The organism is Roseobacter insulae, assembly GCF_019375555.1.
Classification (GTDB): domain Bacteria; phylum Pseudomonadota; class Alphaproteobacteria; order Rhodobacterales; family Rhodobacteraceae; genus Roseobacter; species Roseobacter insulae.
Genome location: NZ_JAHXDN010000004.1, coordinates 539,395 through 565,066, shown reverse-complemented (window position 1 = coordinate 565,066; position 25,672 = coordinate 539,395). Strand labels below are relative to the sequence as shown.

Genomic DNA, 25,672 nt, shown 5'->3' with positions numbered 1-25,672 from the left:
CCCTCCCTCATCAAATCGACCTAATCTGTCCCATTGGCGCTGACGTTAGACAAGCGCCGGCGAGATCGGTCGGACGGGTTTGACAAGGGCGGCTGGGCAGCGCCCTACTATCAGGACGTCATGGCAACGGTGCAGCGTGAAGCGATGGCGACACCTTGTGATTTTCTCTTCTGCAGAAGAGCTTACGAGAGTTTCGCGGCGCACTGGTTCAAGGTGGATGAGAGCTTGGTCACGGCCCGTATGAACGCCGCGCGGAAAAACGTTGTTTCGGACGGCGCGCCGGAATTGAGGTGGCGCAACCCGCATCTTGTCACTGGTGATGTCCAGGCCGGGATCGCGGCATTAAAGGCGCAAGTAGGTCCTTCGTTCCAGGTGCACGGCGGCGCGACCCTTGTTCAAACACTCCTTGCGGATGATCTTATTGACAAATTTCGCCTCTGGATCTTTCCGGTCGTCGTTGGCGCGGGCAAACGGGTGTTCGAAGGGGGCACCGCGCAACGGTCGCTGAAACCGAAGAAATGTGAGACCTCGGGCAACGGTGTCGTCATGTCGATCTACGAAAAACGCTGACCTGGGAGAGGCCGCCGCGCGGCAGTCCCGTAGCCTCGTCATGCATGAGAGAGAAGGAGATTGGTCGGGCTGAGAGGATTCGAACCTCCGACCCCCTGCTCCCGAAGCAGGTGCGCTACCAGGCTGCGCTACAGCCCGACCGATATGTTGGCAGTAGCGTTCCCAACTGAATTTGGCAAGATGGTCAGGATCGACTACTTGCCGCGCCTGTCCATGCGCAGGAAGGGGGATACACGCGGCGTTGTCCCCGTTTCCGGCCGTGAGCGCGTGCGCAGGACGGGTTGTTCCGAACCTGGCGCCTTGCTTTCGCGCAGAACAATGAACAGGCCACTGGCGATAATGATCGCGGACCCGATGATCGTCGGATTGTCGGGCGTCTCGTCAAAGAACAGCAACCCGTAGAACGATGCCCAGATGATTTGCGAGTATTGCATCGGGGCGACAACAACCGCCTCGCCGACGTTGTAGGCGGCGATCAGGAAACGACCCGCTGTCCACGCCAGAAGCGCAATGACACCGAGTTTGCCGAGGTCTGCCAGCGGCAGCGGTTCATACACAAACGGCAGCAGCGCGGCCATCACGACGAAGTTGGCCATCATCGGGTAAAGCATGATCACCACCGTGCGTTCCTCGCGCCCGATCTTGCGCACGATGATCGACGCAAACGACCCGCAAATCGCCGATATCATCGCCGCCAGATGCCCCAGTCCAAGCTCGGCACTGCCGGGTCTGAGCACGACAAGAACGCCGGTCAGGCCAACAGCCACGGCGATCCAGCGCCGCAGCTTCACCGGTTCTCCCAAGATCGGGATTGCGAGGATGGTGATCAGCAGGGGGGAGGCAAAGAGAATGGCATAGACCTGGGCAAGCGGCAGCACCGAGAAGGCGTAAAACGCGCAAAAGCCCGTGATGACGGCCGCGACGGTCCTTGCCGCCATCCACCATGGATGCTTGGGGATCAGCGTGCCCGGCGTTGCATCCCGAAGCAGATACAGCATCGCCAGCGGAAAGCTGAACAGAACGCTGAAGAAAACGATGAGCACCGGGGAGTAGGCCCCGCCGAGCACCTTGATGATCACATCGTGGCTGGCGAAAATACCGAAGGCAGTGAGTGCAAGGAGGGCGCCCTTGGTGTTCGGTGTCATTGCGATCTCTCTCGGTCTTCTTATCGGTGTCTATTTTTGGTCAATACGCGCCTGAAACGCATCAAATTCGGTCCGTGGGACCCGGTAGTTCTGCTTTGTCATCTTGGGGGCTGCCAGAGAAGCGTAGAACTGCTGTGACCCGTCGTTGGAGCCATCCGTCGCCCAGTCAAACCGCGTGCATCCCTCGTCACGTGCAACATCAATCAGCGCGGAAAGCAAGGCCCTACCGACGCCTTTTTTCCGGGCGCCGGAGCGGACAAAGAGTTCTTTCATCACCAATGAAACACCGGCACCTGCCGGAAAATTCAACCCCCACGTGGCAAATCCGACGGGCAGGGCGTCGTCGAAGGCAAGGTGGCACGCCATGTGCCGTTCGGCAACCAGAAGCGAAAGGAGCCGCGCCTCCTGCGCGTTGGTCGCGGGTTCAATACCGTAGTGCACCAAACAGGCCCGGTGCACCGCAAGGAATGCATCGGCATCCGCTTCGCAAAACAGCCGGACCGTTACCGTCACAAACTTGCGTCTAGGGCACTCAGAATTGCATCGCCCATTTCGGTTGTGCTGATCGGGGTCCCGCCTTCTTCGCCCATCAGGTCGGCGGTGCGGGCACCGTCGGCCAGTACTGTTTCGATGGCCGCTTCCAGACGGGCCGCCTCGTCGCCCCGGTCGAACGAATAGCGCAGCGCCATCGCAAAACTGAGAATGCAGGCGATCGGGTTTGCCTTGCCCTGTCCGGCGATGTCGGGTGCCGACCCGTGCACGGGCTCGTAAAGCGCGCGGGGCCGGCCGGTATCCGTCGGGGCGCCAAGGCTGGCCGACGGCAGCATGCCCAATGACCCGGTCAGCATCGCGGCACAATCCGACAGGATGTCGCCAAAGAGGTTGTCTGTCAGGATCACATCGAACTGCTTGGGGGCGCGGACCAGCTGCATCGCGCCATTGTCCGCGTACATGTGTGACAGCTCGATGTCGGGATAATCCGCGTCCCGCACCTTTTGCACCACTTCACGCCACAGGATACCGCTTTCCATCACGTTGGCTTTTTCCATCGAGCAGACTTTCTTGTTACGGCGGCGGGCCAGCTCGAACGCAGAGCGGGCGACCCGGTCGATTTCACCCTCGGTATAGCGCTGGGTATTGATGCCGACGCGCTCATTGCCCTCCTCGAAAATGCCGCGAGGCTCCCCGAAGTAGACGCCGGATGTCAACTCACGCACGATCATGATGTCGAGACCTGCGACCACGTCCTTTTTCAGCGAAGAGAAATCCGCCAGCGCATCAAAGCACTGGGCCGGGCGCAGGTTGGAGAACAGATCCATCTCCTTGCGCAGGCGCAGCAGGCCGCGTTCGGGCTTCACGCTGAAATCCAACGCGTCGTACTTGGGGCCACCCACCGCACCAAGAAGCACCGCGTCCGCCGCCAGCGCCTTGGCCATCGTGTCATCGTGCAGGGGCGTGCCGTGCGCGTCATAGGCGGCACCGCCCACCAGATCTTCGCTGACATCGAAAGCAAGGTTGCGCTTTGTGCCAAACCAGTCAATGACGCGTTTGACCTGTCCCATGACTTCCGGGCCGATTCCGTCGCCAGCGAGGATAAGAAGGGTTGGGTTGGCCATGGCATGTCTCCTGCATCAAGATGGTGCCAGCGGCCTACCGCGCGACCCGGTCAGGGTCAAGAAGCGGCGCGGGAGAATACGCGCAGTCTGTCAGCTCAACTGTTTTACGCGTGCCTGCATCGGCGTCATGCCTGTCCAGTTCTGGAACGCGCGATAAAATGAATTGGGATCCCGGTATGCGAGAAGATAAGAGATTTCCTCGACGCTGATGTCACCCTCCGCCAGATAGGCTTTGGCCATATCCACGCGGGTCGCATCGAGAACGGCACGGTAGCTTTTGCCTTCCTGTTGCAACCGTCGTTGCAGGCTGCGGCGGCTCATATGCAGCTGTGCACAGACGTCATCGGCCGTGGCTTTCCCGGCTGGCAGCAGGTCTCTGAGGGCGACCTCCACACGCTCTGCCGTTGTTTTTGGTGTGACGGTGCGGGCCAGCAGGCGTTGCAAGGTCGGTTCAAAGTCCTGCCAGAGCGCGTCACTGGCCGAGATCAGGGGCAGTGCCGCATGGTCCCTGTCAAAAACCAGTTCGGTGCGCGGAGAGACTTTCGGCACGCGGCCAAAGTATTCGCTCAGCCGGTCGTGCAGCTTGCCTGCCGGGGGTCCCGTGACCGACGCCGGAACAACGTTCTCCCCGGTATACACCCGGACGATTTCGACGAAGTAGATCAGTTCGAACAACCGGAAGCTGTCGGTCATCTTCAGGGTGGGGCTGGACGTCTCAAAAACAACTGACAGGCCATGCGGGGTGTCACGGATGGTCAGCCTGATGGGCGCCACGAGCGGCTTGAACAAGGCCAGTCTTTCCAACCCCTCGCGCACAATGGGGCTGCTGGTGAATGCGATCATCGGCGAGTTGCAGGGCCTGATGGCCGCGGTTTTCGCAAGATGTATCAGCATATCGTCGTGGCCGCTTTCCCGGATGGTCGCCTCCCACAAGGCGAAATATCCCCGGCCATCGATGCCGGTGTCTTCCCCCTCCAGATAGTCCGACCGGACACCGGCGCGCCGCAAAACCCGCGCCTCGGACACGCCGAGCAGCTTGCACATCAACCGGGTTTGCTGTGCGGCAGGAAAAACGGGGTGTCGGCTCATAAGAGGCATCCTGAAGATGGCTGGAAAAACTCCATGTGGTATGTCCTAGTACAGTCTGCCACGCGGGCCGAATAGAATGGCGCAAATTGTTAATGGTTTGGCGTGATTTGCAAGCCAACTACGCGGCCGGGCGCAATTGCTTTGTCATGTCGTGGGTTACCACCCGAACGGGAGAGACCGATGCCAAAAAGCCGAACGCGCCATTACCTGGTAAGTGTCGGCATGTGCGGGCTGGTTCTGCTGATGCTACCTTTCGTGCTGCATGCGCTGCGGGCGGGCGTCGAAGGGCTGTCCGCGTCGCCCGACATCGACAGCCGATTTTATGAAGCGGGCCGGGGTTTCAGCAATGCTGCTATCTTCGGACATATGGTGCTGGGCGGGGTTCTGACGGCATGTGCGCCCCTGCAACTCTTGACAGGGATGCGGCAGAAATGGCCCGTGCTGCATCGCTGGAGCGGCCGGGTTCTGGTGGGTGCCGCCTGCCTGACCGGCCTAGGCGGGCTCGTCTTTATCGTGTTGCGTGGCACGATCGGCGGCCTCTGGATGGATGCCGGGTTCGGTGTTTACGGTGCGTTGCTGACCCTCTGCGCCATCCAGGCGGTGCGGCATGCGCGCGCCGGTCGTTTCGCCACTCATCGTCAATGGGCGTTGCGCCTTTTCGTGCTGAGCCTGGGATCATGGCTTTACCGGGTGCACTATGGCCTGTGGTACGCGGTGACGGGGGGTGTGGCATCCACCGCCACTTTCGACGGCGCCTTCGATATCGTGCAAAATGTGGCGTTCTACCTCCCATATCTGATTGTACTGGAAGTGTGGATGGCGCGTTCGCGCGTGCAGACCTATCGCGCCAGATCGACCCAGACGAGCCGATGACGGCTGGCTTGTGCCGCGACCAGACCCATCGGCGTGGCCGGATCGGGCCATACCACCCCCGCGCCCGTGACACGCCAGTCGACAGACGGAAGGACGTAGTCCACGCGCAGGTTTCCCGGCACGGGATCATCCCAGTCAACGGTATCCAGAGCGTCGCCGGAGACGATTTCGCTGCCCCGGCTGGCGGGTCGCGGGTCCTGCAGCCTCGGATCATCCAGAATCGTGGCAATGGCCGCTTTCAATCCTTCGCCGCCACGGCGATCCTGATTGAAATCCCCCAGAAGGATGAAGGCCTCGCCGGGGGCAGGCCCAAATGCACCGGCCAGATAATGCTGCCAGAACATGATCTCGTCATGATTGCGCCTGCCGTTGCGATCCTCCGGCCCGTCAAAAACCGGCGGGCTGGCGTGAAAGGTCATCAGCGATACACGTCCGGTATCCGGCACATCGACAGGGACAACCCAATGCGCGGTGGTCGACAGCCGCTGTATCGCCTGAACCTCTTCGGACGGAAATGGCCCGTTGTCGGTGATTGGCAACAGTGCGTCCGGTACGTCCCGCCACAGCAGGGAGCTGAAGTCCTGCACCTCGCCCGTCATGATCGGATAGCGGGACAGTATCGCCATGCCTCCCTGCCCGGAGAATTGCCCATAGCCCTGCGCGTCGCGGGGTTCGCCCAGCTTGCCGTTGCCGTCCATATCCAGCCCGGTGGCCATACCGGTGTTGGGGCGCCCTGCGAATTGGTGGGGGTAGTGGGCACCGGCCTCTGCGAGCGCTTTCACGTAAGCGGAGAGTGCCGCGCCTGTCAGATCGTAGTCGAAACCCTGTAGGACCAGAATGTCGGCATCCACCTCGGCGATGACCCGCAGCGTTGCGGCGACCTGGTCGTCTTCACCCCGCAGGATATCGCGCAACAGCAACCCCGGCCCCTTGCGCTGAAGCTCGGTGTTATAGGTCGCGACCCGCAGGTCACCCGCTGCAACCGAGGAACCGGCAAGCGCCAGCGCTGCCGCGATCAGGCGGTTTGAAATTCGATGTCTTTGGCCGCATTCTTGTAGGCGCGGCGGCGCTTTTCGTGGATCATGCTCGCGATCCGGCTCAAGGCAATGCCGCGCATGATCATGCTGGCGGGAAGGAAAGCCCATGCTGTCATCGTCCAGATAAGCGTTTGCGGATCTTGCAACGAGATCGGGTCTACCAGATCGGACGTTGCTTTGACCACCGCCGGTATGACAAAGGGCAACAGAAATCCCAGGGCGATGTTGAAACGGGCATCGCGTTGCAAACGGTCCAGCACGTCACCGCCGGTGGTGGGGTCGAAACGCGGTAGATTGACCCACACGTTAAAGGCGCCCTTGCGTACCGGCCAGCCCCAAAGCCTGACCGAGGCGACGAAGGCGATCATCGCCATCAGGGAAATCAGGTAGGAAATGCCAGCCGCTGACCGCACGCGGCTGATGGTGTCAGCCGATGAATCATATGGCAGCATCAGGACGATCAACCGCACCGGGGAGTAGGGGAAATCGATTGCATTGCCGATGATCGTTCCAACCGAGGTGATCGCGTGGCTCAGTGATGTCGGTTCCGCCTTGCCGGAAGCGATGGCGGTCAACAGGAAGACCGTCAGGAACAGGGCGACGAACCGCATCCTGTTAAACGGGGCGGCGTCCCGGAACTCCACGATGCTCGGGGCGTTTGAATTGTATTCCACGAAGGTAAGGAAGGCGGCCAGCAGGGCAGCGAGCACCACGATCTGCGACTGATCTGAGGCCACGTCCGGCAAGAGCAATGCCGGCGTTGCAATCAGAAGTGCAACCAACAGCCCGCGCATCAAAGCGCCTGACATACGTACGATCATTCGTTCTTCCCTTCAAACTGGCCAGGCGCGATGCGTTGCCGCGTCCTTGTCCCAACTTGATGCCACCGGGGCGGTGGTCTGCTGCCTCATTCTTGCCCCATTTGTGACATCATTCGTCATAGTTTCGCAAGTCTCGTGGTTAACAAGACGCAATCCATTTGGCGTTTTGAGGGAATGGGTGGTGCCTTCTTGCATCAATACTGTGGCAGAAAACAGGCATGACCCAACATGTAGTGGGCGCCGCTGGGGCGCCTACTACAAAGGTGTTAATTGTTTGTCATTGTCGCTGAAACGGCAACCTGCCGCTTTTTGCGGATCAAACCCAGGGACGGGCCTGCGACGCGTGTGCCTCGTAGGTGTCAATGGCGCCAGCTTTCTCCATCGTCAGGCCAATGTCGTCTAACCCGTTCATCAAACAGTGCTTTTTGAACGGATCGACGTCGAAGGTGAAAATCTCGCCATCGGATGTTGTGATCGTCTGAGCGTCAAGATCAACGGTCATTCGCGCATTTGCGCCTTTTTCCGCGTCTTTCATCAAAACGTCCACCTGCTCTTGTGGCAGCGCGATTGGCAGGATGCCGTTCTTGAAACAGTTGTTATAAAAAATATCGGCATAGGAGGGTGCGATCACGCATCTTATCCCGAAATCCTTGATCGCCCATGGCGCGTGCTCGCGTGAGGACCCGCATCCGAAGTTCTCTCCCGCCACAAGGATCTCGGTGTCGCGGTACTGTGGCTTGTTCAGCACGAAATCGGGGATCTCGTTGCCCTTGCGGTCAAACCGCATCTCGTCGAAAAGGTTCGCACCAAGACCCGACCGCTTGATGGTCTTGAGGAACTGCTTGGGGATGATCATGTCGGTGTCGATGTTCACCAGCGGCATCGGGGCCGCGATCCCGGTGAGGGTGTTGAACTTGTCCATTACATCATCTCCCGCACGTCTGTGAGTTTGCCTGTGATCGCTGCCGCTGCGGCCATGCCCGGCGACACCAGGTGCGTGCGGCCCTTGTAACCCTGACGCCCCTCGAAGTTGCGATTGGAAGTCGAGGCACAGCGCTCGCCTTCGCTCAATTGGTCAGGATTCATCGCCAGACACATCGAGCACCCAGCAAGCCGCCATTCGAACCCGGCGTCCTTGAAGATTTCCGCAAGACCTTCTTCCTCGGCCTGGGCCCTTACAAGGCCCGATCCCGGCACGACCATGGCGCGCAGACCTTCCTTGATCTTCTTGCCTTTGAGAATTTCCGCGGCAGCGCGCAGGTCCTCAATCCGGCCGTTTGTGCAGGAACCGATAAAGACGGTATCGATTTCGATATCGCTCAGGCGCGTGCCGGGCGTGAGACCCATGTAATCGAGCGACCGCCGTGCGGCGTCCACCTTGCCCCCCTCGAATTCGTCCGGTGCAGGTACGACAGCCGTGATCGGCAGCACATCTTCAGGGGACGTACCCCATGTCACCACCGGCGCGATATCTTCGCCTTTCAGCGTGACCACTTTGTCCCATGCCGCGTCATCATCGGAATAGAGCGTCTTCCACCAGTCCATTGCCGCTTCCCACTGTGCGCCCTTCGGCGCATGCGGACGGCCCTTGCAGTATGCGAAGGTCTTTTCATCCGGCGCGATCAGACCGGCACGGGCGCCGCCCTCGATGGCCATGTTGCAGACGGTCATCCGCCCTTCCATCGACAGATCGCGGATCGCTTCGCCGCAATATTCGATCACGTAGCCGGTGCCACCCGCGGTACCGGTCGCGCCGATCACGGAAAGGGTGATGTCCTTGGCGGTCACGCCGGGGCGCAATTTGCCGGTGATCTCCACCTTCATATTCTTCGATTTCTTCTGGATCAGCGTCTGGGTGGCCAGTACATGTTCCACCTCGGAGGTGCCGATGCCATGCGCCAGTGCACCAAAGGCCCCATGGGTTGCGGTGTGGCTGTCGCCGCAGACCACGGTCATGCCGGGCAGGGTCCAGCCCTGCTCCGGGCCCACAATGTGCACAATGCCCTGGCGGACGTCAGACACCGGGTAGTAATGAATGCCGAAGTCCTTGGCATTGGTGTCGAGCGCCGCCACCTGAACGGCACTGTCTTCTGTCATGTTCGAAGGATCTTCGCGCCCGGCTGTCGTGGGCACGTTATGGTCCGGCACCGCGATGGTCTTTTCCGGTGCGCGCACCTTGCGGCCGGACAGGCGCAGCCCTTCAAAGGCCTGCGGGGATGTGACCTCGTGCACGAGGTGGCGGTCGATATAGAGCAGGCAGGTGCCATCGTCGGCTTCATGCGCGACATGGGCATCCCAGATTTTATCATAGAGCGTTTTGGGGGACATTGGTCCTCTCCCGTGATGTGAAACAGGTCAGATGGGTGAAGCGCGCGCTTATAGTCGCGCCAGCACGGTATGGGTCGCTCCGAAGAAGCGTTCACGCAGGCGCGCGCGGTCATCCATATCAACGATGCGTGTCATGCGCTTCAGATACAGTGCGCAAGGCAGTGCCGCAAGGGTTGGCGGGTTGTGGGATGCGCCCGACTGTGCCAATTTCGAAGAAAAGGAGCAGAAATGGAGGCTGAAGAAGAACCCTTTGCCGCGGCATTGATGTCCGTCGACGAAATCTGGTTCCTTTTCACCAGCTTTATCCAGAGCGTCCTGACCCCGGGATGGCGCCAGAATCAGATATTGATCGTTCTGGGCCTCGCGGTGGCTTGTTACTTCCTGCACATCCTGTCTGGCCGCGTGATCGAAAACCAGGTGCGCGCGCGCGAAGGCTGGTCGAAATGGCAACTGCGCATGATCGTGCAGATCAAGCGGCGCATGGGGTTGATCTGGTTTGCCGTTCTGTCGGGCGGTCTTTACCTCGTCATGCAGCAGGTCACATGGCCGTCGCGGTCTTATTTCATCGGGCTGGCGGCCACGCTGGCGGTGGTCTGGACCTGTATCGCCTACGCTGCGCGTTTCGTGCGCAACCGGTTCCTGCGACGGCTGGTGACTTGGGGCCTGTGGATATACGCCACGCTATATTTCGTGGGCGTGTCGGACGAGGTTTCCGAATTTCTCGACGACATTGCGCTGGACGTGGGCGATTTTCATCTGTCGTTGCTGACATTGATCAGCGCGGCAGTTGTTATCGGCGTGTTTTTTACCGTTGCCCGGCTGATCAGTTCCACCACCGCGTCCAGTATCCGCAAGAATGAAGATATCAGCCCCTCGATGCAGGTGCTGGCCGTAAAGGCGGTACAGATCACGCTTTATGGCTTTGCGTTCTTCATGGGGGTCAAGGCGGTCGGGATCGACCTGACAGGTCTCGCGGTGCTCTCAGGTGCCATCGGCGTCGGCCTTGGTTTCGGGTTGCAAAAGGTTGTGTCGAACCTTGTCTCCGGTGTGATCATCCTGCTGGACAAGTCGATCAAACCGGGGGACGTGATCTCTCTGGGAGAGACCTTTGGCTGGATCAATGCGCTGGGTGCGCGCTATGTCTCGGTGGTCACGCGGGACGGCAAGGAATACCTGATCCCGAACGAGGACCTGATCACCGGGCAGGTGGTCAACTGGTCCCATTCGAACGAATACGTGCGGCTGGATATCTTCTTTGGCACTTCTTATGGCTGCGACCCGCACCTTGTGCGCAAACTGGCGATCGAGGCGGCGGCCGATGTGGACCGGGTGCTGTCACATCCCAAGCTGCCCGTCTGTCACATCGTGGGCTTCGGGGACAGTTCGGTCGACTACATCCTGCGCTTCTGGATTCGCGACCCGACGGGGGGGCTGACGAATATCCGCGGCAACGTGTATCTGGCGCTTTGGGATGTTTTCAAGGAAAACGACATCTCGATTCCCTTCCCGCAGCGGGAAGTCCGCATGCTGGAAGATACGTAGATTTTCGCCCGTCACGGGACGTAAGGTTAACTTATCCACAAGCCTGTCATTGAAATGTCGCAGCCGTATTGTTACCCTTGAAGCACCCCAGCGCCGGGGGTCTGGCGGCGCGTTCAAAGGAGGACGATGTCCTGTCTATCCACGCTGACGCAGCAAATGCTGCTCAAACCGGGTCTGCGGTAATGACCGCCGCAACCAACACAGCCACAAGCGAAAAGCTCCTGGCGACAATCCTTTCATCCCTTCAAGACGTTAAGGCCGAAGAGATCGTGCAGATTGACCTGCGCGGCAAGACAGAGATCGGCGACTATATGGTAATCTGCTCCGGGCGTTCGACGCGTCAGGTGGCGTCGATTTCCGAAAAGCTTGCGCAGACGGTCAAAGATGAATTCGGCTTCACGGCCAAGATGGAAGGCAAGGAAACCGGAGATTGGGTGCTCATCGACACCGGTGATGTGATCGTGCATGTCTTCCGTCCGGAAGTGCGCGAGTTCTATCAGCTTGAAAAGATGTGGCAGCCCATGGACGGGCCGGAGTCTGCGGCCAACTGATCAGGCGCAGTTGGTTGTGAGCTGATGCGTGTGCATATCATTGCGGTGGGCCGACTGCGTGCCGGGCCGCAAAAAGATCTCATTGACGATTACCTGATGCGGTTCGGCCGCACCGGTCGTACCCTCGGTTTCGGCCCCGCGCGCGTCGTCGAAGTCGATGACCGAAAAGCGTCCGGAATGGCTGGCGAGGCCGGATTGCTCAGGCGTGCCCTGCCCAAGGGGTGCGTGGTGGTGGCGCTGGATGAACGCGGGCGTGCCATGACATCACCAGATTTCGCAAAGCGGCTGGCAGACTGGCGGGATACCGGTCGTTCTGACGTGGCTTTTCTGATCGGCGGCGCGGATGGCATAGCACCAGAACTGCGCGCCGAGGCGGATATCCTGCTGTCTTTCGGCAAAATGGTCTGGCCGCATATGCTGGTGCGGGTCATGCTCGCTGAACAGCTTTACCGGGCGGCGTCCATCTTGTCCGGCGCGCCCTATCACCGCGAATGATCGCGGTGCTTGCCGACTGGTCATTTTGCCGCGTTACGGCAGGGTGACAATGGTCGCCTTGGGGTTCCAGCCGCCCGGCAGGTCACGCGCCTGAACCAGAACCTGCGTTGTGCCTTCCGGGATTTGAATGCCGGAAAGCGAGCGGGTGAAGGGCTGTTCCTCCACGTGGGGATGCGCCAGTTCACGGATCGCCAGCTGGTTTCCCTGCATGTCCAGAACGCGCCACGCGTCGGCGTAGTGATCCCATCCGGTGTCGGGATGAGAGATCGTGACATCAAACCGCCAGCCGCTACCCGTGCGGGTGGCCTTTACGTTCTCAATTTGCGGTGGTTCTGCCCAGGCGGGCAAGGCGAGGATTATAAAAACAAGACTGAGATACTTCATGTGACACTACCAATCGACCCGTTTCGGCAACTTTCCGCGTAATCTAAGGGTTCAACAGAATTTTGCGAGAGTATGATGCGAATTCTCTGCGCCAAATAACAGTGACCGTGATCACAGATGCGAGCATGAGGGGAATCGGCCCTGCAAGCCACGCGGCAGAGGCGAGCGCAAAGTAGATCGACCGCAATCCGCGGTTGAACCCCTTGGCCGCCGTGATGTTGATATGCGCGGCCTGTTCAGCCCGTTTGTAGGCCTCGGCGTGGTCGGGGTCATTCGGCACCGCGGCCATGAGCACCGAGCAATATCCGAACAGCCTGTTGGCCCAGACGAACTTCAGGAAGGCATTGGTCAGGAAAATCGTCATGACGATGATCTTGAGTTCCCACACGATTTCCGGATGGTTCATCAGGGTAATATCCGCGGCCACACCTGCAAGCCGTTCTGCATTGCCGATCAATGCCAGGCAGCCGCCGATGCCGATGACACAGGTTGAGGCAAAAAAGGCGGTGCCCTGTCGCAGCGTGCCCAATATCTGGGCATCGAATATCCGGGGCTCCCGCGTCACCATCTGGCGCATCCACTCCTTGCGGTAGCCCGCCATGATCATGGAGGTCGACAGGTGCTTGGCGGACGGGTGTTCAACCCGGTACCCGATAGCGATCCAAAGGAAAAACAGCAGCCCGACGGCGGCAAAATCGACGGGCTGAAACAGCGCTATGCGGTCCATGAATGTCATGCCAAACGCATGGCAGGTCCGATAAAACTTGCCAATGGGTGAAATTGGTAATATTATTTTACCAAATGGAGGGTTCCCTATGGAAATGCCGATTCCCGACGCAGGCGTCCTGGCGCGCAAGGACCGGGTGGTTGCGCGCCTGCAAGGCGCTCTGCCTGCAGATGCCGTCATTCACGATCAGGCGGAGACGCGTGCCTATGAATGCGATGCGTTGACGGCCTACAAGTGTCCCCCGATGGTGGCGGTTCTGCCGACAACCACGCAAGAGGTTTCCGACGTTCTGCGCATTTGTCATGAAGAAGGCGTGCCGGTTGTCCCGCGCGGTTCCGGAACGTCGCTCGCCGGGGGCGCACTACCGACCGCGGATTGCGTCATTCTGGGCGTCGCCCGCATGAACGATGTGCTGGAGACGGATTACGAAAACCGGACCATCAAAGTGCAGACCGGACGCACGAACCTGAGCGTTACCGGCGCCGTTGAGGAAAACGGCTTTTTTTACGCTCCCGACCCTTCCAGCCAGCTGGCCTGTGCCATTGCGGGGAACATCGCGATGAACTCGGGTGGCGCGCATTGCCTGAAATACGGTGTGACGACCAATAACCTGATGGGCGTGACAATGGTCATGATGGACGGGGAGGTCGTCGAGGTCGGCGGGGGCCATATGGACAGCGGCGGACTGGACCTGCTGGGTCTGATCTGCGGGTCCGAAGGGCAGTTGGGCGTGGTGACCGAGGCCACGCTGCGCATCTTGCCAAAACCCGAAGGTGCGCGCCCGGTTCTGATGGGTTTTGACGACAACGAGGTCGCCGGTGCCTGCGTCAGTGACATCATCAAGGCTGGCGTTCTGCCGGTGGCGATCGAGTTTATGGACCGACTTTGCATCGAGACTTGCGAGAATTTCGCCCACGCCGGCTATCCGATGTGCGAGGCGTTGCTGATCGTCGAGGTGGAGGGGTCGGAGGCCGAAATCGATCATCAGCTCTCCTTGATCATGGAGATCGCACGGCGTCACAACCCGGTTGAATTGCGGGAAAGCAAATCCGCCGAGGAAAGTGCGCTGATCTGGCTGGGCCGCAAGTCTGCATTCGGCGCCATCGGGCAGATCAATGATTACATGTGTCTGGACGGCACGATCCCTGTCAGCTCCCTGCCTTTCGTGCTGCGCCGCATTGGCGAGATGTCCAAGGAGTACGGTCTGCGGGTCGGTAACGTTTTCCATGCGGGAGATGGCAACATGCATCCGCTGATCCTTTTTGACGCCAACAAGCCTGGCGATCTCGAACTCTGTGAGGAATTCGGGGCGGAGGTGCTGAAGCTTTGCGTGGAGGCAGGTGGATGCCTGACCGGCGAGCACGGCGTAGGGATCGAGAAGCGCGACCTGATGACCTTCCAATACGCGCCGGAGGATCTTGAGGCGCAGATGGCCGTCAAGGATGTCTTTGACCCGCAATGGCTGCTTAATCCCGCGAAAGTTTTCCCGCTTGCGGTTTCGGAACAGCGCCGGTCGGTTGCCATGGCCGCCGAATGAGCCCCCGTGCCGCTGACGGGCAAAACACCACATTCACCCACACGAGACATGTATGATACCTGACACAGAACAGGCGCTTGCCGATGCGATCAAATCGGCCCGGGGTCCCCTGGCAATTCAGGGCGGCGGCACGCGCGGGCTTCGACCGATGGGCGATGTCCTGTCAACCTCCGGTCTGTCGGGCATCTCGCTCTATGAACCGGGTGCCCTGACGATTGTCGCACAGGCCGGCACCCCGGTGTCGGAGATCGAGAGCGCGCTGGCGGCAGAAAACCAGCGGCTTGCGTTTGAGCCGATGGACCATCGGGTATTGCTCGGGACCGAGGGCGAGCCGACGCTGGGGGGTGTCATTGCGGCAAATGTGAGCGGCCCGCGCCGGATACAAGGCGGCGCGGCGCGGGACTACGCATTGGGCGTGCGATACGTCGATGGTGCCGGAAACATTGTGAAAAATGGCGGGCGCGTCATGAAGAACGTCACCGGGTATGATCTGGTGAAACTGATGTGCGGATCTTTTGGCACGCTTGGTGTGATGACGGAGGTGGCGCTCAAGGTGCTGCCGGTGCCGGAGACACAAGGCACGCTGATGTTGCGGGGTCTTGAGGATCGTGCGGCGGTCGCGGCTATGGCAAAGGCAATGGGCTCGCCTTACGAAATCACGGGGGCTGCCCATTGCGCCAAGATACTTGACGACGACCCGGTGACCGCGCTGCGGGTGGAAGGTTTCGAGGCGTCGGTCGCCTACCGGCTGGAGCAGCTCAAGGCGCTGTTCGCGGATGAAGGCGCCGATATGCTGATCGCAAGTGACGAAATGTCGTTGTGGTTCTGGGAGGGCGTGCGCGATGCTGGCAAGTTCTCGACGGCGGAAGGTGACGTCTGGCGCGTCTCCTGCAAACCGACGGCGGGCCCGGACCTTGTAGCCGCCAGCGGCGCAGAGGAATGTTACTATGATTGGGGCGGCGGGCTGATCTGGTTCCTGATGCCACACGGCACGGATCTGCGGGCGCGGCTGGGCCGGTACGACGGCCATGCTACCCGAGTGCGGGGCGGGTCCGATACCGTGCCGCAGTTCGAGCCAGAAGCGCCGGGTGTGGCGCGTATTTCTGAAGGGCTGCGGGCACGGTTTGATCCGCGCGGCATTCTCAACCCCGGTTTGATGAGCCCGATGACCAGAGAGGTCGCCTGATGCAGACGACATTCACCGACCAACAGCTCGCCGATCCGGCCATCAAACGCAGCAACGAGATTCTGCGATCTTGCGTGCACTGCGGGTTTTGCACGGCAACATGCCCGACCTATCAGGTGCTGGGTGACGAACTGGACAGCCCGCGCGGCCGCATCTACCTGATCAAGGACATGCTGGAGAACGATCGCGACCCGGATGAAAAGACGGTCAAGCACATAGATCGTTGCCTGAGCTGTCTGGCTTGCATGAGCACCTGTCCCTCCGGCGTGCATTACATGCATCTTGTCGATCATGCCCGCGACTACATCGAACAACGTTACAAGCGCCCTTTCAGTGACCGCGCACTGCGGTGGATCCTGGCGCGCATCCTACCCTACCCAATGCGGTTTCGGCTGGCGCTGGTCGGTGCGAAAATGGGACGCCCGTTTGCGCGATTGATGCCGGATGCGCGGTTGCGCGCGATGTTGGAAATGGCGCCAAGGAAGATCCCGCCTGTCAGCCGAAACGATGATCCTCAGACGTTTGCGCCTCAGACGTCGCACAAAATGCGGGTGGCCCTGATGACGGGGTGTGCGCAGCGGGCGCTGAACACCGACATCAACGACGCCACCATTCGGCTGCTGACCCGCCTGGGATGCGAAGTCGTGGTGGCCGAAGGGGCAGGCTGCTGCGGCGCGCTGACCCACCACATGGGCAAGACAACCGAAAGTCGTGAGACAGCGGCCCGCAATATCCGCGCCTGGGCGGGGGAAATGGATGGCGGCGGGCTGGACGCAATCGTTATCAACACTAGCGGATGCGGCACGACCGTCAAGGACTACGGGCACATGTTCCGCAATGAAGCGCTGGCAGAGGATGCGGCGCGCGTTTCGGCCATTGCAATGGATGTGTCCGAGGTGCTGATGAAGCTGGACGTGCCGGAGGGCGGGGACAGGGAAATGGTCGTCGCCTATCACGCGGCCTGTTCGCTGCAACATGGTCAGCAGATCAAGACCTTTCCGAAAGACCTGCTGAAACGCGCCGGATTTAGCGTTGTAGAACCTTCTGATCCGCATTTGTGTTGCGGGTCGGCGGGAACATACAACCTCATGCAGCCGGAAATATCCCGCAAACTGAAAGACCGCAAAGTACGGACGCTGGAGGCGAAAAAACCCGACGTGATCGCGGCTGGCAACATTGGCTGCATGATGCAGATCGGCTCCGGCACGGCACTGCCAATTGTTCACACCGTCGAATTGCTGGATTGGGCGACCGGGGGGCCAAAACCGCCCGCCTTGAGCGACGAACACACAGGTGCGGCCCGTATCCCCATACTTCGTTAACTATTTGGCGACGGTCCGTTAACCAAAAGGCCGCCAATCAGGCGCATAATGCCCTATTTCTGCCGTATCTGATGCGTAGCTTGATCTGCATCGGATCGAAGGAAATTTAAGTGCAAAAGTGGTTGTTTTTAATTGGATTGGCGGTGCTTACAACGACAGGTGCCATCGCCGAAGATGCGCGCCTGAAGTCGCTCGAAGATGGTAACGATGCCAGCCCATGGGAAGCCGTGGGGCGTTTGGACATTGGCGGAAACGGTTTTTGCACGGGTGCTTTGGTCAGCCCCGATCTGGTGCTGACGGCGGCGCATTGCCTTTACGACAAGACCTCCGGAAAGCGCATCAACCATGAAACCGTGCAATTCCTTGCGGGGTGGCGCAATGGGCGTGCCTCTGCATACCGTCAGGTGCGCCGTGCTGTTGTGCACCCCGACTATACGTACGACGAAGACGTGTCTTCGGAACGTGTTCGAAATGACATCGCCCTGCTGGAATTGGCGCGGCCTATCCGTAACACGACAATTGAGCCGTTCGAGACCGCGCCGCGGCCACGCAAGGGCGACCGGGTGGGTGTGGTGAGCTATGCACGAGACCGCTCCGAAGCACCGTCGCTTCAAGAAGTGTGCACCGTTCTCGCCCGTCAGCAGGGCGTTCTGGTGACCTCATGCTCGGTGGACTTCGGATCTTCGGGCGCGCCGATTTTCACCTTTGCGGACGGCAAGGCGCAAATCGTCTCTGTGGTGTCAGCCAAGGCAGAGATGAACGGCGAGGACGTCTCCTTGGGGACCGCGCTTGGCGCACCTCTGGAGTTCCTGCGGTCCGAGATTCTGGCCGGCAAAGGGGTCTATCAGGAAAGCGCGCCAATTGCTGCCCGCGTCGGTGTTGGCGGCGGGCGCCACTCTTCCGGCGCAAAATTCATAAAACCGTTGAACTGATCCATGCGCCAGCTTGTCTTTGTCCTTCTGCTTCTGGCTCCGTGTATCGCCTCCGCGCAGGCGCGCAATACCGCGCTGGACGGGCTGGACGGGGCGAACGAGGCGTTGGTCTGGCAGGCTGTGGGGCGCCTGGACGCCGATGACGTCGGTTTCTGCACCGCCACCCTGATCGCGCCGGAACTGGTGCTGACAGCGGCACACTGCGTGTATTCGTCCCGAACCGGCAACCTTCTGGAGGCCGATGATCTGACCTTCCGTGCGGGTCTGCGCCACGGGACCTCTGCGGCCGAGCGCAAGGTATCCCAGATCGAGGCCCATCCGGGCTATGATCCGGCCCGCGGGGTCGAGGCGCAGAACATCCGCCATGATGTCGCTTTGTTAAAACTGGCGTCCCCGATTCCGACGCACGTGCTGGACCCTTTCGTGCTTTATCAGGGGCGTTTCGCCAAGGGCCCGGTGAGCGTCGTATCCTATGGGCGCGGGCGGGCGGAGCTACCGTCACGACAGGCCGTGTGCCGAATGTTCGATCAGTACAAAGGAGTTGTCCTGATGGATTGTGACGTCACATTCGGATCTTCGGGCGCCCCGGTTTTTAGTCACAGGAATGGACGCGGCCAGATCATTTCAGTTATCTCCAGCGTGGGGTATTACGATGGCCGGAAAACGTCGTTTGGGATGGTGCTGCCCAATCTTGTAGCTGACCTGAAACGGCAGATGCGGGCCAATGCGTCGCGCCCGTTGGCGGATGCCAAGCGGATCACCGTTAACGGCAGTGCACGTCGAACATCAACCGATGGTGGCGCGAAATTCGTGCGCCCCGGAGGGTCTTGAAAGCCTGAAACCCATCCCCACATTGATGACGTCCGGAGTGCCTGATGAGGGCTCCGGCGGATACACCTGCTGGTGTGCGTCCCCCGGGAGCAGCCAGCGCGTCATCGCTCAAAAGAGGATAACACAATGCGTACATATGATTTTGCACCGCTCTACCGTGCCACCGTCGGGTTTGATCAGATCGCGGATCTGATGGACCGGGTGCTGACAAACGAAGGCGCACAACCTTCATACCCCCCCTACAACATCGAAAAGCTGGACGGCGACGCCTACCGCATCTCTATCGCGGTTGCCGGGTTCTCCGAAGCCGATCTCTCGGTCGAAGTGCGCGAGAACGCGCTGATCGTTTCCGCCAAGAAAGTGGACGAAGACGAGGGCCGCAGCTTCCTGCATCGCGGTATCGCGACACGCGCGTTCGAGCGCCGGTTCCATCTGGCGGATCACGTGCAGGTTACCGGCGCGACCCACGCGGACGGAATGCTGAACATCGATCTTGTGCGGGAAGTACCGGAAGCGCTGAAACCGCGTCAGATTTCGATCGCCTCGACCAAGCAGATCGAAAAGGACGTTGTTGACAGCAAAGCCGTCAATTAACCGACATCTCCCATCATCCTGAGGGCGCAGCCAGCGGGCTGCGCCCTTTTTCGTATCAGGAGGATGTGACGAGGCGCATGGCGCTGTCTTTGATACTTGTCAGGGTGGATGGATCGACCGCGCCGCGTGACAACAAGCGCAGCCCGACCACCATTGACAACAATGCCTGAGCCGTCGGCCGGGCCTGCACATCGGCGGAGATCCGGCCGCTGTCGTGGCCACGCGCGATCATTGTTTCGAAAAACTCTTCGAGCTCCGATAAGGAGGCGCGGACGATATTGACCACTTCGGGTGTCTGGTTCGGCAGATCCTGGGCCGTATTGATGATAAAACATCCCAGGCTCTCGGGACCGGACTGCGCCTCATCGAGCAACCGTTCGAAAAATGCGTTGATTGCCGCAACGGGATCCTCCCATTGGCTGAGATCGGCAACAAACGTCGCACGGGTTTTCTGATCATAGCGCAGCAATGCGCGGTCAAAGAGTTCTTGTTTTGATCCGAAGGCGTTGTAAAGGCTGCCTTTATTGATTTGCATACCATCAATCAGATCGGCCATTGACGTGCCTTCATAGCCCTTTTTCCAAAAGACCTGAATGGCCTTGTCGGTCGCTTCATCGAGATCGAATGTCTTTTCCCAAGGCATTGGAGCCTGTCCTGTCTTTGGTTTCCTGCCTTAAATATAGGAATTTATACCGAGCGTTCAAGAAAATGGCAGCCGGGTATTGACTGATCGGTACAGACTGCATAGCTGCGGTTTGTACCGAACGGTATAAATAGTCACCTCATTTCGAAACGGAGACCCCAATGCCCGATTTTGCAACCCATACGATCGAAACAGCTCCCGCCAACGCAAGGCCCGTTCTTGAAGCCGCGAAAAACAAGCTGGGCTTTGTGCCCAATCTGCTGGCGACCATGGCAGAAGCCCCGACCCTGGTGGAGGGCTACATGTCGATTTCGGGAATCTTCGGTAAAACCGATCTGACCGAAACCGAGCGTCAGGTTATTCTGATGACAAATAACCGCCTGAACGGATGTAACTACTGTATGGCCGCTCACACGACGATCATGCAAGGCGCAGGTGTTGCGCAAGACGTCATTGAGGCGTTGCGCAACAACACTCCGATTGCCGACACCAGGCTGGAAGCCTTGCGCCAGTTCTCGATCGTCGTGAATGAAAGCCGGGGGTGGCCCTCGGAGGCAGATGTGCACGCCCTTATTGATGCAGGTTACAGCAAGCAGACCGTTCTGGAGGTCGTGTTGGGTACGGCCCTCAAGGTCCTGTCCAATTACACGAACCATATCGCGCAAACGGAATTGGACGCCGCATTTGTGTCAAACACGTGGTCTGCCGACACGGCGAATGCTGCCTGAGCCGGCACCGTGGCCAGTATCAAACCGGTGCTGGCCGCAGTGAGATCAGATGTCAGACTTGTGGTGTCTGCCCCGCCAAAACCTGTGCGAACCACGCGGTGTCGATGTTACTGCCGCACAGGATGACACCCACCTTTTTGCCTGCCATCTGGCGGCGTTCCTGCATCAATGCCGCAAGCGGCGCGGCTCCTGCGCCTTCGGCAACGTTATGCGTATGGCTGAAATACAGCCGAATGGCCTCGGCAACTTCATCATCGGTCACAGTGATGATTCGCTCTGCGCCCTTGGAATAAATGTCGAACGCCGCCTGCACCGGCACCCTGACGGCCATGCCGTCCGCAAAGGTATTGGCGGTTTCCGTTTCGACCAGCCTCCCTGCCTCCACCGACAGTTTCGCAGTTGCGGCACGATCCGACACAACGCCGACAACCTTTGTACTCAGTCCCAGGGCATCGCGTGCGATGATCGTACCGCAGATGCCCGACCCGCAGCCGATCGGCACGTAAACGGTGTCGAGGTCAGGTGCCGCAGTGAACAGCTCGTAGGCATAAGTCGCAACGCCCCGTACCAGTTCCTTGTGGAAGGGTGGCACGATGTGCAAACCCTCCACCTCAGCCACGCGGAAGGCTTCGAGCCTCGCGGTGTCGAAATCATCACCGTGCTCGACAAGCTCGGCCCCGAAGGCCTGCATGGCTGCGTTCTTTTCCACCGAGTTGCCGTGCGGAACATAGACCTTGGCAATCAGACCTGCGCTGGTGGCGGCGCGCGCCTGTCCCTGACCGTGGTTGCCCCGCGTGGCTGTACAGATGCCGCGCACGTTCGGCTTGGTCCGCACCAGCCAATCCATGAACGTGAACGCCCCGCGAATTTTGAACGCACCGGTGGGAGTGTGATTTTCGTGTTTGACCCAGACTTCGGCGCCGGTGGTGCCATTCAGCAATGGCCAGACATGTTGCGGTGTCGCGGGCATGTGGCGGTGCACAAGCTGCACCGCCGCTTCCAGTTCCGGCCTAGTGAACATCAGACCGACATGCAGATGTACTTCATCTCCAGGTAGTCTTCGATTCCGTGGTGCGAGCCTTCGCGCCCGAGACCGGACTGTTTCACCCCGCCAAAAGGCCCCAGTTCGGTTGAAATGATCCCGGTGTTCACGCCGACAATCCCGTATTCCAGCGCTTCTGCCACTTTGTAGACCCGGCTGAGGTCCTTGGCATAAAAGTAGGACGCAAGGCCGAAGATTGTGTCATTGGCCATCGCGATCACTTCATCCTCGTCTTCGAATTTGAAGAGGGGGGCCAGAGGACCGAAGGTTTCTTCGGTGGCGACTTTCATATCCTGCGTGACGCCGGTCACGATGGTTGGTTCGAAAAACGTACCACCCTTTTCATGTGTCTTGCCGCCGGTCAGGATCGCGCCGCCGTTGCTGACGACATCCTCCATATGTTCCTTCACCTTCTCAACGGCGTCCTGATTGATCAGCGGGCCTGTCGTGACGCCCTCTTCGAGGCCATCGCCGACTTTGAGGTTTTCAACGGCGGTCTTCAGCTTGGCCGCGAATGCGTCATAGACGCCCGCCTGTACATAGATGCGGTTGGCACAGACGCAGGTCTGACCGTTGTTGCGGAACTTGCACAGCATCGCGCCTTCGACAGCGGCATCAAGGTCGGCGTCGTCAAAGACGATGAAGGGCGCGTTGCCGCCCAGTTCCATCGAGCATTTCATCACCTGATCCGCCGCCTGCTTCAGCAGGATACGACCCACCTCGGTGGAGCCGGTGAAGGTCAGTTTGCGCACGGCGGGGTTTTCGCAGAACTCCTGACCCACCGCCGAAGACGATGACGACGGCACCACGTTGAACACACCCGCCGGAATGCCCGCGCGCTCCGCCAGTACGCCCATGACGATGGCGCTGAGCGGCGTTTCCGCAGCAGGGCGCGCCACGAAAGAACACCCGACCGCCAGCGCCGGTGCCGCCTTGCGGGTGATCATCGCATTGGGGAAGTTCCATGGCGTGATCGAGGCAGCAACCCCGATGGGTTGTTTCAGGACCGTGATGCGCTTGTCGCGCTGGTGGCCGGGAATGGTTTCGCCGTAGACGCGTTTGGCCTGCTCGCCCATGAACTCGATGAAGCTCGCACCGTAGGCGATCTCGCCCTTGGCTTCCGCGTGCGGTTTGCCCTGTTCGGCGGTCAGGATCGTCGCGAGATCGTCGGCGTTCTCCATCATCAGGTCAAACCACTTTCGCATGACCGCCGCGCGTTCCTTGCCGGTCCATGCCGCCCACTCTTTCTGAGCGTCTTCCGCCTGGGCGATGGCCTCGGCAACCTGGGCACGGCTGAGGTTCGCAACCGAGGCGATGACATCGCCGCGCGCCGGGTTGGTCACGTCGAAGGTGCCGTCATCCCCGTCGACCCATTGACCACCCACATAGGCGCGGGTTTCCAGAAGGCTCGGATCTTTGAGCAGGGATTTCAGATCGGTGTTTAGAATATCTTTCATTTCGGGTCCTCCACGAAAATGGCTGTAGTTCTCAAATCAACTCTGGCTATGATTGTCCAGTTCCGAAAAGAAGGGTGTAACAAATGATGCCGTTGGACGATGCGTATGCAAATGCCGCCTACATACCGGGAGCTGAGGAGTTTCCGCCGCGGTGGAACCGCGAAGCAGCCGCGTTCCGCGACGCCATGGGCCCGCGCGCAGAGATCGGACTTCCTTATGGCGAGAGTGCACGACAGGTGTTTGATTTCTTTAACACCGAGGGGCTTTCACGCGGCACTTTGGTCTTTGTTCACGGCGGCTATTGGAAAGCGTTCGACCACAGCACATGGTCGCATTTCGCCACCGGTGCGCTGGCGGCTGGGTGGTCCGTTGCAATGCCCGGCTACGACCTGTGCCCGGATGTCCGAATTTCGCAGATCACCCGGCAGATCGCCACTGCCGTGACGAGGATCGCGGACCGAACCTTTGAACCGATTGCTCTGGCGGGGCACTCTGCGGGCGGTCATCTTGTGTCGCGCATGATGGATCCGTTGATATTGCCGGAAACGATCCGGCGGCGCATCGAAAGGATTGCGCCGATATCACCGGTTGCGGACCTCACGCCCCTGTTGGAGACGTCCATGAACGAGATATTGCAGCTGGATCCTGAAGAGGCCGCTGCGGAAAGCCTTACACGAATGGCACCGCCTCAGGAGGCGGAAGTGAAGATCTGGGTTGGGGCGGACGAGCGCCCGGTGTTCCTGGAACAGGCTGAGGCGCAGGCGAGGGCATGGGGCGCCCGGCAGGTCATTGTGCCCGGCAAGCACCATTTCGACGTCATTGATGCCCTGAAGGATCCGGCCAGTGATCTGGTGAGTTTTCTCACCGGGCAATAACGCTTGATCGACAGTGTGGAATCGGCCATGGCTTGGCGCAGGCTTCGGGCGATGGCGTCGCCCGGGATATTGCCCCGATCTGTCCTGAACGCCGGGACCTTTCTGAATAAGGAGGGTCTGACATGACCGCCCAAGAATTCTCTGACCGCCCGGAAATGTACCGCTATCACAACGGTGAAAAGTCGCCGCTGCCCTTTGAGGCTGCAGAATACGAGGCGCGGCTTGCCGAACTGCGCGAGCGTATGGAAGCAGCCGGCGTCTCAGCGGCGGTATTCACGTCGATGCATAACATCGCCTATTATTCCGGTTTTCTCTACTGCGCTTTCGGGCGTCCCTACGGGCTGGTGGTGACCGATAAAGACGCCGTGACGATCAGCGCCGGGATTGATGCGGGGCAGCCATGGCGACGCAGTTTTGCCGATAACATCACCTATACCGACTGGCAGCGGGACAACTTCTGGCGGGCCGTCGCTTCGGTCGCAGGCAGGAACGCCATCATTGGGTACGAAGGCGACCACCTGACCCTGATGCAGCGCGACAAGATGGAGGATTTCCTGAACCCGCTCACCATGGTCGACCTGTTTGAGACCACGATGCGCCAGCGGATGCACAAATCCGAAGCTGAAATCGCGCTGATCCGTCATGGCGCACAGGTGGCGGATGTCGGCGGATACGCCATTCGCGACGCAATCAGACCCGGGGTCCGGGAGATCGACGTGGCGATGGCCGGACGGGACGCGATGGAGCTTGAGATCGCCGAAAGGTTCCCGGATGCGGAATACCGTGACACATGGGTGTGGTTCCAATCGGGGCTGAACACCGATGGGGCGCATAATCCGGTGACGGGCCGTGTGCTGGAGCGGGGCGACATCCTGTCACTCAACACATTTCCGATGATCTCCGGGTATTATACTGCGCTTGAACGCACGCTTTTTGTTCAGGACGTCGATCCGGCGAGCCTGAAAGTCTGGGAAGCCAACGTGGCGGCGCACGAATACGGCATGACGCTGCTGAAACCCGGGGCGACCTGCGCCAGCGTCACCCAAAAGATCAACGAATTCCTGGCCGAACGCGACCTGCTTCAATACCGCACCTTCGGTTACGGTCACTCATTCGGGGTGTTGAGCCATTACTACGGGCGCGAAGCGGGTCTCGAACTGCGCGAGGACATAGATACGGTGCTGGAGCCGGGCATGGTGATATCGATGGAGCCGATGCTGACCATTGCCGCAGGTCAGCCCGGCGCCGGTGGCTATCGCGAACACGATATCCTGGTGATCACCGAGGACGGTAACGAGAACATCACCGGCTATCCCTATGGGCCCCAGCACAACGTCGTAGGGTGAC

The 25,672-nt window shown here is 59.9% G+C and carries 27 protein-coding genes and 1 tRNA gene; 14 read left to right on the top strand and 14 right to left on the bottom strand.

Annotated features, from left to right (window positions below; translation table 11 throughout):
- Positions 1 to 33: 33 nt before the first annotated feature.
- The gene (locus KX928_RS17055) at positions 34 to 570 is read left to right on the top strand and encodes a dihydrofolate reductase family protein (protein WP_219505062.1); all 537 of its coding nucleotides are present in this window, start codon (positions 34 to 36) and stop codon (positions 568 to 570) included.
- Positions 571 to 631: 61 nt separating this feature from the next.
- Here the strand turns inward: KX928_RS17055 and KX928_RS17050 are convergent.
- The 5 genes from KX928_RS17050 to KX928_RS17030 form a co-directional block, all read right to left on the bottom strand.
- Positions 632 to 708: transfer RNA gene (locus tag KX928_RS17050), tRNA-Pro, on the bottom strand.
- Positions 709 to 764: 56 nt separating this feature from the next.
- Entirely contained in the window at positions 765 to 1,715 is a 951-nt protein-coding gene (locus KX928_RS17045) for a DMT family transporter (RefSeq protein WP_219505060.1), read from the bottom strand.
- Between the two features lie 30 nt (positions 1,716 to 1,745).
- On the bottom strand, positions 1,746 to 2,228 hold the full coding sequence (locus KX928_RS17040; RefSeq protein ID WP_219505059.1) for a GNAT family N-acetyltransferase: 483 nt from the start codon (positions 2,226 to 2,228) through the stop codon (positions 1,746 to 1,748).
- Positions 2,225 to 3,331: a 3-isopropylmalate dehydrogenase gene (leuB, locus tag KX928_RS17035; protein WP_219505056.1), complete on the bottom strand. Its 1,107-nt coding sequence runs from the start codon at positions 3,329 to 3,331 to the stop codon at positions 2,225 to 2,227. Before leuB ends, KX928_RS17040 begins: the two co-directional genes overlap by 4 nt.
- Before the next feature lie 90 nt (positions 3,332 to 3,421).
- Positions 3,422 to 4,420 (bottom strand): helix-turn-helix transcriptional regulator, encoded by a 999-nt coding sequence (locus KX928_RS17030; RefSeq protein ID WP_219505054.1) that lies wholly within the window; start codon positions 4,418 to 4,420, stop codon positions 3,422 to 3,424.
- A gap of 180 nt (positions 4,421 to 4,600) precedes the next feature.
- Here KX928_RS17030 and KX928_RS17025 point away from each other — a divergent pair, with 180 nt between their 5' ends.
- Entirely contained in the window at positions 4,601 to 5,293 is a 693-nt protein-coding gene (locus tag KX928_RS17025) for a DUF2306 domain-containing protein (protein ID WP_219505051.1), read from the top strand.
- Here KX928_RS17025 and KX928_RS17020 read toward each other — a convergent pair.
- The 4 genes from KX928_RS17020 to leuC all read right to left on the bottom strand — a co-directional run bounded on the left by KX928_RS17020 (position 5,260) and on the right by leuC (position 9,479).
- Entirely contained in the window at positions 5,260 to 6,261 is a 1,002-nt protein-coding gene (locus KX928_RS17020) for an endonuclease/exonuclease/phosphatase family protein (RefSeq protein ID WP_257883898.1), read from the bottom strand. The genes KX928_RS17025 and KX928_RS17020 overlap by 34 nt on opposite strands.
- 47 nt (positions 6,262 to 6,308) lie before the next feature.
- On the bottom strand, positions 6,309 to 7,151 hold the full coding sequence (locus KX928_RS17015; protein WP_257883860.1) for a hypothetical protein: 843 nt from the start codon (positions 7,149 to 7,151) through the stop codon (positions 6,309 to 6,311).
- 316 nt (positions 7,152 to 7,467) lie between these two features.
- Positions 7,468 to 8,073 (bottom strand): 3-isopropylmalate dehydratase small subunit, encoded by a 606-nt coding sequence (gene leuD, locus KX928_RS17010; RefSeq protein WP_219505043.1) that lies wholly within the window; start codon positions 8,071 to 8,073, stop codon positions 7,468 to 7,470.
- On the bottom strand, positions 8,073 to 9,479 hold the full coding sequence (gene leuC / locus KX928_RS17005; RefSeq protein ID WP_219505041.1) for a 3-isopropylmalate dehydratase large subunit: 1,407 nt from the start codon (positions 9,477 to 9,479) through the stop codon (positions 8,073 to 8,075). The genes leuD and leuC overlap by 1 nt, the downstream gene beginning before the upstream one ends.
- Positions 9,480 to 9,707: 228 nt before the next feature.
- Between leuC and KX928_RS17000 the strand changes: the two genes are divergently transcribed.
- The 3 genes from KX928_RS17000 to rlmH all read left to right on the top strand — a co-directional run bounded on the left by KX928_RS17000 (position 9,708) and on the right by rlmH (position 12,067).
- Positions 9,708 to 11,021, top strand: coding sequence for a mechanosensitive ion channel family protein (locus KX928_RS17000; RefSeq protein ID WP_219505039.1), 1,314 nt, complete (start codon positions 9,708 to 9,710; stop codon positions 11,019 to 11,021).
- Positions 11,022 to 11,203: 182 nt separating this feature from the next.
- Entirely contained in the window at positions 11,204 to 11,572 is a 369-nt protein-coding gene (rsfS, locus tag KX928_RS16995) for a ribosome silencing factor (RefSeq protein ID WP_219505037.1), read from the top strand.
- Between the two features lie 24 nt (positions 11,573 to 11,596).
- The gene (gene rlmH, locus KX928_RS16990) at positions 11,597 to 12,067 is read left to right on the top strand and encodes a 23S rRNA (pseudouridine(1915)-N(3))-methyltransferase RlmH (protein ID WP_219505034.1); all 471 of its coding nucleotides are present in this window, start codon (positions 11,597 to 11,599) and stop codon (positions 12,065 to 12,067) included.
- Between the two features lie 33 nt (positions 12,068 to 12,100).
- Here the strand turns inward: rlmH and KX928_RS16985 are convergent, their stop codons facing one another.
- Positions 12,101 to 12,451, bottom strand: a complete 351-nt coding sequence (locus KX928_RS16985; RefSeq protein ID WP_219505032.1) for a hypothetical protein — start codon at positions 12,449 to 12,451, stop codon at positions 12,101 to 12,103.
- Positions 12,452 to 12,494: 43 nt separating this feature from the next.
- Positions 12,495 to 13,187, bottom strand: a complete 693-nt coding sequence (locus KX928_RS16980) for a DUF599 domain-containing protein (RefSeq protein WP_219505030.1) — start codon at positions 13,185 to 13,187, stop codon at positions 12,495 to 12,497.
- A gap of 79 nt (positions 13,188 to 13,266) precedes the next feature.
- Between KX928_RS16980 and KX928_RS16975 the strand changes: the two genes are divergently transcribed.
- From KX928_RS16975 to KX928_RS16950, 6 genes are all read left to right on the top strand, one after another.
- Complete coding sequence (locus KX928_RS16975; RefSeq protein ID WP_219505028.1) at positions 13,267 to 14,715, top strand: FAD-linked oxidase C-terminal domain-containing protein; 1,449 nt, start codon at positions 13,267 to 13,269, stop codon at positions 14,713 to 14,715.
- A gap of 52 nt (positions 14,716 to 14,767) precedes the next feature.
- Positions 14,768 to 15,901: an FAD-binding protein gene (locus KX928_RS16970; protein WP_219505026.1), complete on the top strand. Its 1,134-nt coding sequence runs from the start codon at positions 14,768 to 14,770 to the stop codon at positions 15,899 to 15,901.
- A complete protein-coding gene (gene glcF / locus KX928_RS16965; protein ID WP_219505024.1) occupies positions 15,901 to 17,223 on the top strand; it encodes a glycolate oxidase subunit GlcF in 1,323 nt (440 codons plus the stop codon). The genes KX928_RS16970 and glcF overlap by 1 nt, the downstream gene beginning before the upstream one ends.
- A 110-nt stretch (positions 17,224 to 17,333) precedes the next feature.
- Complete coding sequence (locus KX928_RS16960) at positions 17,334 to 18,155, top strand: trypsin-like serine peptidase (RefSeq protein ID WP_308342370.1); 822 nt, start codon at positions 17,334 to 17,336, stop codon at positions 18,153 to 18,155.
- A 3-nt stretch (positions 18,156 to 18,158) separates the two neighbouring features.
- On the top strand, positions 18,159 to 18,986 hold the full coding sequence (locus KX928_RS16955) for a trypsin-like serine peptidase (protein ID WP_219505022.1): 828 nt from the start codon (positions 18,159 to 18,161) through the stop codon (positions 18,984 to 18,986).
- Positions 18,987 to 19,112: 126 nt separating this feature from the next.
- On the top strand, positions 19,113 to 19,580 hold the full coding sequence (locus KX928_RS16950; protein ID WP_219505013.1) for an Hsp20 family protein: 468 nt from the start codon (positions 19,113 to 19,115) through the stop codon (positions 19,578 to 19,580).
- Positions 19,581 to 19,635: 55 nt separating this feature from the next.
- Here KX928_RS16950 and KX928_RS16945 read toward each other — a convergent pair whose 3' ends face one another.
- Positions 19,636 to 20,223: a TetR/AcrR family transcriptional regulator gene (locus KX928_RS16945; RefSeq protein ID WP_219505011.1), complete on the bottom strand. Its 588-nt coding sequence runs from the start codon at positions 20,221 to 20,223 to the stop codon at positions 19,636 to 19,638.
- A 161-nt stretch (positions 20,224 to 20,384) separates the two neighbouring features.
- Here KX928_RS16945 and KX928_RS16940 point away from each other — a divergent pair, with 161 nt between their 5' ends.
- A complete protein-coding gene (locus tag KX928_RS16940) occupies positions 20,385 to 20,951 on the top strand; it encodes a carboxymuconolactone decarboxylase family protein (protein WP_219505009.1) in 567 nt (188 codons plus the stop codon).
- Positions 20,952 to 21,003: 52 nt separating this feature from the next.
- On the opposite strand, the gene KX928_RS16935 is transcribed toward KX928_RS16940, so the two are convergent.
- Together KX928_RS16935 and KX928_RS16930 are read right to left on the bottom strand one after the other, a co-directional pair.
- Positions 21,004 to 21,972: a threonine dehydratase gene (locus tag KX928_RS16935; RefSeq protein ID WP_219505007.1), complete on the bottom strand. Its 969-nt coding sequence runs from the start codon at positions 21,970 to 21,972 to the stop codon at positions 21,004 to 21,006.
- Positions 21,972 to 23,450, bottom strand: a complete 1,479-nt coding sequence (locus KX928_RS16930) for an NAD-dependent succinate-semialdehyde dehydrogenase (protein WP_219505005.1) — start codon at positions 23,448 to 23,450, stop codon at positions 21,972 to 21,974. The genes KX928_RS16935 and KX928_RS16930 overlap by 1 nt, the downstream gene beginning before the upstream one ends.
- An 86-nt stretch (positions 23,451 to 23,536) precedes the next feature.
- On the opposite strand from KX928_RS16930, the gene KX928_RS16925 reads away from it, so the two are divergent.
- Positions 23,537 to 24,325 (top strand): hormone-sensitive lipase, encoded by a 789-nt coding sequence (locus KX928_RS16925; protein WP_219505111.1) that lies wholly within the window; start codon positions 23,537 to 23,539, stop codon positions 24,323 to 24,325.
- A gap of 122 nt (positions 24,326 to 24,447) precedes the next feature.
- Positions 24,448 to 25,671 (top strand): aminopeptidase P family protein, encoded by a 1,224-nt coding sequence (locus KX928_RS16920; RefSeq protein WP_219505002.1) that lies wholly within the window; start codon positions 24,448 to 24,450, stop codon positions 25,669 to 25,671.
- The last annotated feature ends 1 nt before the right edge of the window (position 25,672 follow it).